Consider the following 10,096-nt stretch of genomic DNA (forward strand, 5'->3'; position numbering starts at 1 on the left):
AGTTGTCAGTTGTCCGTGGGCATTAGTCATCAGTCAACAGTCAACAGTCAACAATGCCCAATGACTGATGACTGATGAATGATGACTGATGACTAATAACTATTCGCCATCTTGACTTTCATCAGCAGGAGAATCAACATCTCTCTCTGATTCAGGAGCGACCAAAGTGGCAGTACCGCCAAAGAAAGTTGAAGCTTGAGCCTCCGCAATAGGAATACCTGTTTTCTGGGCATTGCGGGTAGCATTTTCCCTCAGCTTGAGCCTGAGACGTTCCCCTGTATGCTGAATTTTTTCCATGCCGTAATCGTAAGGGCCCGTTGCCAATACCGGCACTCCTTCAAAATTTTCGATCGGGGGTGGCGAAGTCGTCATCCATTCCAAACTCAAAGCTTGCCAAGGATTGTCACCTGCTTTCGGGCCGTACATCCAGCTCCAAATCACATTAATGATAAACGGGATTGTAGACACTGCCAGCATATAAGCACCGACAGTACAAATGACATTAATTGTGGTAAATTTCGGGTCGTACATTGCCACCCGCCGGGGCATTCCTTGCATCCCCAAAGCGTGCATCGGCAGGAAAGTTACAGTAAAGCCCACATAGGTTAAAACAAAGTGAACTCTACCCCAAAATTCATTAATCATCCGCCCCGTCATTTTGGGGAACCAGTGGTAAAAAGCAGCGTAAATTCCAAACACTGAGCCGCCAAACAGCACGTAGTGTAGGTGAGCGACGACAAAATAAGTGTCGTGAACGTGAATGTCAAAAGGTACGGAAGCTACCATGATCCCGGTGATGCCGCCGAGGACAAATGTTGAGATAAAACCCATCCCAAATAGCATCGCGCTGACAAGCCGGAGTTTGCCTCCCCAAATAGTTGCCAACCAGCTAAATATTTTAATCCCAGTTGGTACGGCGATGATCATAGTGGTGATCATAAAAAACATCCGCAGCCAGCCGGGGGTGCCGCTGGTAAACATATGGTGCGCCCACACGATCAACCCTAAAAAGCTGATTGCGAGACTCGAATAGGCGATCGCCAAATAACCAAAAATTGGCTTGCGCGAATGCACCGGCAAAACTTCTGAAATCACCCCGAAAAAGGGCATAATCATAATGTAAACTGCCGGGTGCGAATAAAACCAGAATAAATGCTGGTAGACGATGGGATCGCCGTTGCCTGTCGGGTTAAAAAATGCCGTCCCTGCTAACAAGTCAAACGACAGCAAAATCAAAGCTGCGGCTAAGACTGGAGTAGCAATCAAAGTCAGCGCTGAAGTCGCAATCATCGCCCAGCAAAACAAAGGCATATCATTGAGACCCATGCTCGGAACGCGCATGGTAAAGATGGTAACGGCAAAATTCACCGCCCCCAAAATCGAAGAAGTTCCCAGAATCAAAACGCTGAGAATCCAAATTTCTTCCCCCGCTTGAGCAGTAACTAAGCTCAAAGGCGGATAGGAAGTCCAACCCGCCTGTGGAGCTCCTACCAAAAAACTGCTCAACAGCAAAATGCCACCTACGGGAATCATCCAAAAGGCAACGGCATTTAGCCGGGGAAATGCCATGTCTTTGGCCCCAATCATTAAGGGGATCAAAAAGTTAGCAAATCCGGCTCCGGCGGGTACGATCCACAGGAAGATCATCACCGTCGCGTGAACAGTAAATAAACTGTTATAGAGTTCGGGGGTGACAAAATCGGCGTCGGGGGTGGCGAGTTCTGTTCGCACCAAAGTTGCCATCACGCCGCCGATTAGATAGAAAATAAATGTTGTGACTAGGTATTGAATACCGATGACTTTGTGGTCGGTATTAAAAGTGAAGTAGTCGCGCCAATGTCTATCGGCGGGCGCTGTTCCGCGAGCCTCAGTGTTTGCACTTTCTTGGAACTGTGCTTGTGTCATAGTTATTAGTCATTAGTTATTAGTCATTAGTTATTAGCTCTGGGTCAAACACCCAGTGCCAGGAACTAATGACTATTTTTAGTGATGAGTTGGGTGAAGTTGTTCTAGGGTTTCGGAATTAATTTTTATTTCCCTGACGTAGGGAGCCAAAAATTCACCGTCTGACAATTCCCCTGGATTGACTGCAACTGCTTGCTCTAAGTTTTGACTGCTAGCAACTTGCTGTTCTTGCAGCCAACTGTCGAATTCTTCGGGCGTGTGAACGACTGCTACAGCTTTCATCGCTCCGTGATAAGCGCCGCACAATTCAGCACAAACCACCCGGTATTCGCCGGTTTTAGTTGGTGTAAATCTCAGTTCGCTCGGCCGGCCGGGAATTGCATCTTGTTTGAGGCGAAATTCTGGCAGCCAAAATGCGTGCAGCACGTCTTGAGCTGCGATATTTAGCTGTACGTCGCGGTTGGCTGGCATATGCAGTTCGCCGGAACTAACGCCGCTTTCTGGATAGCTAAAAATCCAGGCGTACTGCAAACCAGTGACATTTACAACTAAATCTGCTGGTTTGTCTTCATTTTCTGGGGAAGCGCCTACGCCTAAAGCAACAAGTTTTCTAGACGGAATTTGAGGGGCGTTTTGGGGTGTATCTGAGAGTGTGGCTGCGATCGCACTTCCCCGCATTTTAGAGTGCGCTTGCATGGTGCCGTGGTCATGATTGCCCATCGGATCGAGGCCTCCCATTGAGTTGTAAATCTCAAAACTGTAGACTCCGATTCCTAAAATAATCACCGCTGGCACGGCTGTCCAAAGAATTTCTAAGGGAAAGTTGTCATGCCAAGGCGGCCCGTCTGTGTTGTCTCCTTGACGGCGGCGATATTTAATTGCAGCAACGATGAGAATTCCCTGGACCATGATAAATAGTCCAGTGGAAATGGTCATCATTGTATTGAATAGTCCGTCTATCTGGGATGCTTCGTCAGAGGCGGCGAGCGGCATCAAACCGTGATTCTGCCCGTACCAGAGACTGATCAGAGTCACTCCGATGCCGGCGAGCATGGTGAGGATGGAACTTGGAATGTTCACGCTGGTACTTCTTAATAGCGACACTTCTTCGCTTGAAAAATGAAGGAAGCGCCTCTGGGTTATCAATTTTTAATTGTAAATGGTATTTTTAGTAAAATGTCTCTCTTAAGGGTTACTTAAGGCTTAGAATTTTTGACCGATCGCCTGCGCGCCTCAAAAATACGTCTTTTGTACCTTGACAAAACTCAGTAAAAATGGTATAGAATCGCTCTATTTGGCTGCTAAATTTGAGATTTTTTCTCAAACACCATCAAATGCTGCTGGGGTAACATATCTTTTGTCTCTTTCCATACTAAACCGACGGCGGCCATTTCTTTTTTCACCTGCTTCTGCGTCATTTTGTGCAAACCTTTAATGGGAATCAGCGGGTTTTCGCCCCGATACTCGATCGATACTGTGCGGCCTCCCGGTTTGAGTGCTTTCACAATTCCTTGCATCATTTCTCTGGGATATGCAAATTCGTGATAAGCATCGACCATCAAAACTAAATCTACGCTGTTTTCTGGCAAATTCGGATTGTCGATACTGCCCAAAACTGGCTCAACGTTAGCGATATTTTTTTCTTGTTTATTCAATTCCAGAAAATTAATCATTTCCGGCTGCACGTCAACTGCTAAAACCTTTCCTTCTGGAACTAAGGGAGCGATGCGAAAGCTAAAATATCCCGTTCCGGCTCCAATGTCTGCTACAATATCGGTTGGTTTTAAATCGAGATTGTTGACTAATCGAGCTGATTTTTCTTCCATGCCGCGAGACGGTCTTTCTAGCCAACTAGCGCCTTGATATCCCATGACTTGGGCAATTTCTCGACCCATGTAAAATTTGCCGATTCCGTCGGGATTGTGGACGGTTCGCTGCTGATAAATGGAGTCGCTGTTGGCGGTTTTACTTGCTGCTGCACAGGCGTTGAGCGGCAACAGGCACATTATTGCTAAGATAATTGCTGCTAGCGGTTTAATGAATTGTCGGTTTTTCACGATCGTCCTAATTGTATGTTTAATTTTTTCATTACCAGGCTCTGCGCGGTCATGCAGAACTGGAGGAAGAGCCGAGCGAATATCGAGAATAATTTAAGATTTAGCTGACAGCGGATTCTAACAATTTAATTGTACCAGAGTCAGCGTCGATTTCGACTTGTTTGCCGATCGGCAAAGTGAACTGCTCCCGGATGTGTCCCACCATAGAACCATACCACGCGGGAATCTTCAAAGGCCGAATGTGGTCGGACAAGACTTGAGGTAAGGTTAGGGACTCTTGGGGTTTTTCAGCTTCGCACTTGGTACACTGTCCGAAAATAAAACCTGATATTTTATCGAGAATGCCCGCTAATTTAAGCTGCGTCAACATTCTATCGATGCGATAAACTTCTTCGCCAACTTCCTCGACAAACAAAATACTATTTTCCCACTGCGGTAAATATGCAGAACCCACCATTGCTGCGATTACTGATAAATTGCCGCCGATTAGTTTTCCCCTAGCTGTGCCGCGCCCGATTGTTTGAACTTGCACGCTTGGGGAGTTTTGCATGGTCACAGAGCCGCCCTCAAACAAAACTTTTTTGACGTAATTTACTGTAAAGGGGCTCCAAGTTGACACACCTAAAGGGCCGTGAAAAGTAATTATATTAGTTTTAGCATAAATCGCCAATAACAGCGCCGTAATATCACTAAATCCCATAATAATTTTGGGATTGTTGCGGATAATATTGTAATCTAGGAGTGGCAATATCCGACCGCAGCCCCAGCCGCCCATCCCGGTAAAAATAGCTCGCACTGAGTCGTCGGCAAAGGCTGCGTTGACATCGGCGGCGCGATCGGCATCCTTGCCGGCTAAATAGCCGTAGCGATCGTAAAAATGCTCTCCCAATTTAACTTTTAAACCCAGGTTATCCAGAACTTTAAAAAATGGCTGCACTTCTTTTTCGTAGTTGAAAGCGGCAGGATTGATTAAGGCTACAGTATCGCCGACTTGCAGGCGGCGCGGATTAGCGATCGCACTTTTGGGAGATAGGTTGGTTTGGGCGAGGGGCAAAAGCTGAGTACCAATAGCAGTCAGCCCAAAAGTTCTGATCAGAGCACGGCGGCGGAGAGTCATAAGTGTTATACCCTTGTTCGATTAAGTGAGGTACAGGTTGAGATTTTAGATTTTAGATTTTAGATTTTAGATTGGGGGATTGAGCAATTGTTAATTCATTGATGAATGGCTCACGCGAGAACTGTTATAGATGGTTTTTGCTATAATTGTATAGCAAAATATCTGTCAGATCAGTTTAAAATTGCGAGTTTCCAATGAAAACAGACACTAAAATCTCAGCTAAAAAATCTTGGGCTCAAGCTTTAGCCCGTCCTGCTGCGGAGTTTCCGCTGACTCAGCTATCGGTTAAAACTGGTAAAATTCCCGACGGATTGCGCGGCACTCTCTACCGCAACGGGCCCGGACGTTTGGAACGTGGCGGTGTTGCTGCGGGACACTGGTTTGATGGCGACGGTGCAATTTTGGCTGTACATTTTACCGATGTCGGTGCTACGGCTGTTTATCGCTACGTGAAAACAGCGGGATATCTAGCTGAAGAAAAAGCTGATAAATTTCTCTACAGTAATTATGGCATGACAGCACCGGGCCCTGTGTGGTTGCGGTGGACTAAAACTGTTAAAAATGCTGCCAATACTTCTGTTTTAGCTTTGCCCGATCGCCTTTTGGCATTGTGGGAAGGTGGCCCGCCTCACCGCCTCGATTTGCAAACCCTGGAAACTCAGGGAACGGACGATTTAGGCAGTTTAGATAGTAAATTTGTTTATTCTGCTCACTGCAAGCGCGACCCGATTACTGGCAATATTTTCAACTTTGGAGTTACCAACGGTGCGACTACAAAGTTGAATCTGTATAAAAGCGATTTTACTGGCCAAGTCGTGCAACAATCAACAGTTGCTTTAGATGGAATTTACGCGCTCCACGATTTTGTTTTGGCGGGTAAATATCTGATATTTTTTATCCCGCCGGTGCAAGTCAATTTTTTGCCATTGTTAACGGGAATTAGCAGTTATAGCGAGTCCTTTCAGTGGAAACCGGAGTTAGGTACTCAGATATTAATTTTTGACTCAGAAACTCTCTCTTTAGTTAGTCGCGGCGAAACTGAACCTTGGTTTCAGTGGCATTTTGCTAACGGTTTTGTCAAGGAAGATGGTTCCGTGGCTGTAGATTTTGTGCGCTTCGCTGACTTTCAAACTAATCAGCGACTGAAAGAAGTACCGACTGGTGAAACTAGCACCGATGCGGAGGGTACTCTTTGCCGAGTGCATCTCAATCCTCTGACGGCGAAAGTGACAGGAATAGAAGAATTGTTGGATAAACCTTGTGAGTTTCCGATCGTACCTGCTGCCGAAATAGGGCAAGACTCACGATATATTTATCTGGCAATGTATCGCCCTGACGTTGATATTGTACCGGAACGTTTCGGTGCGATCGCCCGTTTCGACACGCAAAGCCGCAATCTCACAATTGCCGACTGTGGCGAAAATCGCTATCCCGCAGAGCCCATCTACGTTCCAGATATTTCCTCGGAGAAAGGTTGGATAGTAACAGTTGTTTACGACGGCAATTCTGACAGCAGCGAAGTCTGGATATTTGACAGCGAAGGGCTTGATCGCGAACCTGTTTGCAAGCTAGAACTGCCCGGTGTCATACCTTTGGGCTTTCACGGCACTTGGAAATCGGCAGTCTGAGAAAATTGTAAAGAAGTGTTGCGGAAGATTTATTAAAAATTGTTGCCGCTTCTCTGTCAAGTTGTTAAGGTGTGTGTAGATAGGAAATTCTCATATCTAGGAGGTGTGGAATTGATAATCTGCATTGCTCAATTATCCTGTGCCAATTCGCACGAATCCCCGGCGATTGTAAGTCGCCGCTGCACAGGATTTCGTCTGCCTCTGCGGACTAAAAAAAGAGGGGTAATTAAGCCCTGGCGAATAACTAATCCCGGCGAATATTCCCGGCGAATGAATTCGCGGCTACACAGGCAAAGTCCGCCTCTGCAGACTGAAGGAAACCAATACCTGGCGAATAAATTCGCGGCTACACAGGCAAAGTCCGCCTCTGCAGACTGAAGAAAAAGCGGTAATAAAGCCCGCTTTGACATGATTATCGACTAGGTTTGCCCATCTCAGCTTTGTCTGCTGGCATGAGGTTAAAAGACCAGATAATTAACTGATTTCTGGCAAACCAAAAGTTTAGTTCAGCTCACGCGCACGTTAGCGATTCAAAAGTTTTTAGTTTTGAGTTAACCCCACAAGTAAATGAGGTCTATCGAAACAAGATAGCCTTTTCAACAATTATGAATTATGAGTTGTTACCGCCAAAACATTCAACTCATAACTAATAATTCACAACTCACAACTCATAACTCCGTGCCGCGGTGAGCATCTACCAAAAGGTTTAATCTATGCAACTTCAAGGAAAAACAGCTCTTGTTACAGGGGCTTCGCGCGGAATTGGGCGATCGATCGCCCTGGAATTAGCGAGACAAGGAGTCAAACGTTTGTTGATTGTGGCGCGCAACCGCCGGCAATTAATTGAACTGGCAGAGGAAATCGATGTTTTGGGCACAGAAGTAGTGCCGTTAGCTTTGGATTTAACTCAGTCAGTAGCGGTGAATATTGCGATCGCCCAAGCTTGGCGAGATAGCGGCCCCATTCACCTGCTAGTCAACTGTGCAGGCGTCGCCCACCAAGCATCATTCTTGCGTTCGCCACTCCCGTTAATCGAGGAAGAAATCGCCTTAAATTTGCTCGGAACCTACACAATTACCCGCTTGATAGCTCGGCGAATGGCGACTCAAAAAGAGGGAACAATCGTCAATGTTTCCAGCTTAATGGGCAAAATTGCCGCTCCCACAATGGCAACTTATTCTGCTACCAAATTTGCCATTTTGGGATTCACCCAAGCTTTGCGTAGCGAGTTAACTCAGTACAATGTTCGAGTCACAGCTTTGCTGCCATCTCTAACAGATACCGACATGGTGCGAGACTTGGAGCAATTCCGCTGGGTAGTGCCCACAACTCCCGAAAAAGTTGCCCTAGCACTGGTGGCGGGATTGCACAAAGATGCACCGGAAATCTTGGTAGGATGGCAAAGTCATCTAGCAGTTTGGTGTCACCGAATTGCGCCTTGGTTGCTGGATTTTGTTTTGCGGATGGCGACTCCCGAACTTCGGGATAAATCGCGGGACCGCAAATTGCGGGAGGCTTTGGCTAGCGGGCGATAAACCCTTTTCTGGGCGGGCAAGATGCCCAACACACAAGAAAACTCATTCTTTGTGGAATGGGCATCTTGCCCGTTCCGGGCTCTTCGGCCCATTGGTGTCAACTTAAGCTGTCAGCCCGCCCAGCCGGTAGTCCGCCCGCCCACCCGGTAGTCCGCCAGGGATTGAAATCCCTGTCTCATAGCGAAAGTCCTCGCTATGAGGACTGGGAAAAAGAATTTTTGACGTTGCTGATTCACGCCGCCCACCCAATAGTCCGCTAATCCGCCAGGGATTTAAATCCCTGTCTCATAGCGAAAGTCCTCTGAAAGAGGACTGGGAAAAAGAATTTTTGACGTTGCTGATTCACGCCGCCCACCCGTTAGTCCGCCAATCCGCCAGGGGTTGAAACCCCTGTCTCATAGTGAAAGTCCTCGCTATGAGGACTGGGAAGAAGAATTTTTGACGTTGCTGATTCGCGGTAGGAATCAACTTTTTGCTTGATGTTACAAAACTGACCATACTGGTTTTATAGCAATTGGGAAATCTGAATTCCTACCTGTATTTAGCAACGCCCAGCAACGCCGAATTTTTAAACTCATTAGTCCTCTTCAGAGGACTTTAGCTATTAGACAGGGAATTCATTCCCTGTCGGATTGTCGGACTATCGGACTATCGGATTGTCGGACTATCGGATTGTCGGACTATCGGACTATCGGATTGTCGGACTATCGGATTGTCGGACTGTCGGACTGTCGGATTGTCGGACTGTCGGATTGTCGGACTGTCGGATTGTCGGACTATCGGACTGTCGGATTGTCGGATTGTCGGACTATCGGACTACCGATTTAACGTGTTTGTTGACACCAATAGGCATTGCCGTGTCCCTACAAGGGCTATGTACTTACTTACCAGCAAAAGTGCTGTATCATTTCCACTCGCCCTGAAGGGTAAAAGCCGCCCAATAATAGGGAGATTTCCATTTTTCCTCCTGCATCATTTCAATCTGCGCCGCCCTCAAAGCTGCCGCCGGCGCTAACTTTTGTTGCACCATTTTTTGATAAAACTTTTGCATTAACACAGAAGTTCCTTCATCATCCACATTCCACAAACTCACCGCCACCCGCTGCGCCCCCGCATACATAAAACCCCTTGTTAATCCCACCATTCCTTCGCCTCTAACATTCTGTCCCATGCCCGATTGACAAGCACTTAAAACTACTAAATTTGCCGCCAGTTTCAAGTTGAAAATATCCGTGAGGCGCAAAAAACCATTGACAAGATTGCCCTTGTCATCTACCATCGACATCACAATTCCTGACAGTTCGGGATTTTGGCTGTTGGCAAGGCCGTGGGTGGCAAAGTGAACGATTTGATAATTAGCTAAACTGCCGTCGGTAGCAGTAGTGCGGCTGGCATCAAAATCAATCTTTTGAGTGCTAGAAGCTGAGGGAAATAAGCTGGATATCGTTTGGGCTTCTTGGCGGGTAAATGCGAGGCGTTCGGGTGGCCATTGCCGATTAGAAGCACGAAGCGATTGATTTAAACCGAGGTTATTTGCTTCTAATTTTTCTGTTGTTGCTTGGGTAATTTTTCCTTTAATTCTTTCATCCTCTGGACTGAAAACAGGATCTGCTAAAATTGCTAAATTTCGGCTTGGTGGTTTTCTATCTCCGTAATTTTGCCTGAGAATGGCGAGACTTGAGGCAGAAGGTAGAGTGATAATTTCATGTTCGACTATTAAGGGAACATTGGTGTTTTGTCCGGCGGTTTTGTCAAGAGTTAAAGCTTGAAAAGGGGTATATAGCAATCCTAAATGATTTTCTAGACCTAGAGCAATCCTAATTAATTTTTTCCGTGCAATTATATTTATGTATT

General features: G+C 46.5%; 8 protein-coding genes. 3 read left to right on the top strand and 5 right to left on the bottom strand.

Annotation, left to right across the window (positions count from 1 at the left end):
- Positions 1-99: 99 nt before the first annotated feature.
- From ctaD to QT984_RS24180, 4 genes are all read right to left on the bottom strand, one after another.
- Positions 100-1,905, bottom strand: coding sequence for a cytochrome c oxidase subunit I (gene ctaD, locus QT984_RS24165; protein ID WP_333208072.1), 1,806 nt, complete (start codon positions 1,903-1,905; stop codon positions 100-102).
- A gap of 78 nt (positions 1,906-1,983) precedes the next feature.
- Positions 1,984-2,985 carry a cytochrome c oxidase subunit II gene (locus QT984_RS24170; RefSeq protein WP_333208071.1) on the bottom strand — a complete coding sequence of 334 codons (1,002 nt, stop codon included), beginning with the start codon at positions 2,983-2,985 and terminating at the stop codon, positions 1,984-1,986.
- 221 nt (positions 2,986-3,206) lie between these two features.
- Positions 3,207-3,965: a class I SAM-dependent methyltransferase gene (locus QT984_RS24175; RefSeq protein WP_333208183.1), complete on the bottom strand. Its 759-nt coding sequence runs from the start codon at positions 3,963-3,965 to the stop codon at positions 3,207-3,209.
- Positions 3,966-4,062: 97 nt separating this feature from the next.
- Complete coding sequence (locus QT984_RS24180; protein ID WP_333271501.1) at positions 4,063-5,079, bottom strand: LD-carboxypeptidase; 1,017 nt, start codon at positions 5,077-5,079, stop codon at positions 4,063-4,065.
- Positions 5,080-5,273: 194 nt separating this feature from the next.
- Here QT984_RS24180 and QT984_RS24185 point away from each other — a divergent pair, with 194 nt between their 5' ends.
- The 3 genes from QT984_RS24185 (at position 5,274) to QT984_RS24195 (ending at position 9,165) form a co-directional block, all read left to right on the top strand.
- Complete coding sequence (locus QT984_RS24185) at positions 5,274-6,707, top strand: carotenoid oxygenase family protein (RefSeq protein WP_333208067.1); 1,434 nt, start codon at positions 5,274-5,276, stop codon at positions 6,705-6,707.
- 713 nt (positions 6,708-7,420) lie between these two features.
- Positions 7,421-8,242, top strand: coding sequence for an SDR family NAD(P)-dependent oxidoreductase (locus QT984_RS24190; protein WP_333312709.1), 822 nt, complete (start codon positions 7,421-7,423; stop codon positions 8,240-8,242).
- Positions 8,243-8,874: 632 nt separating this feature from the next.
- Positions 8,875-9,165: a hypothetical protein gene (locus tag QT984_RS24195; protein ID WP_333259338.1), complete on the top strand. Its 291-nt coding sequence runs from the start codon at positions 8,875-8,877 to the stop codon at positions 9,163-9,165.
- On the opposite strand, the gene QT984_RS24200 is transcribed toward QT984_RS24195, so the two are convergent.
- A partial coding sequence (locus QT984_RS24200; RefSeq protein ID WP_333375137.1) for a CHAT domain-containing protein occupies positions 9,147-10,096 on the bottom strand: 950 nt, incomplete at its 5' end. The two genes, QT984_RS24195 and QT984_RS24200, sit on opposite strands and share 19 nt — an antisense overlap.

The organism is Microcoleus sp. Z1_B2, assembly GCF_036700325.1.
Taxonomy (GTDB): Bacteria; Cyanobacteriota; Cyanobacteriia; order Cyanobacteriales; family Microcoleaceae; genus Microcoleus.

Bases quoted from the DNA above. Each gene is read 5' to 3' on its own strand.
- ctaD (WP_333208072.1), bottom strand. From the start codon at position 1,905: ATGACACAAGCACAGTTCCAAGAAAGTGCAAACACTGAGGCTCGCGGA.
- QT984_RS24180 (WP_333271501.1), bottom strand. From the start codon at position 5,079: ATGACTCTCCGCCGCCGTGCTCTGATCAGAACTTTTGGGCTGACTGCT.
- QT984_RS24185 (WP_333208067.1), top strand. From the start codon at position 5,274: ATGAAAACAGACACTAAAATCTCAGCTAAAAAATCTTGGGCTCAAGCT.
- QT984_RS24190 (WP_333312709.1), top strand. From the start codon at position 7,421: ATGCAACTTCAAGGAAAAACAGCTCTTGTTACAGGGGCTTCGCGCGGA.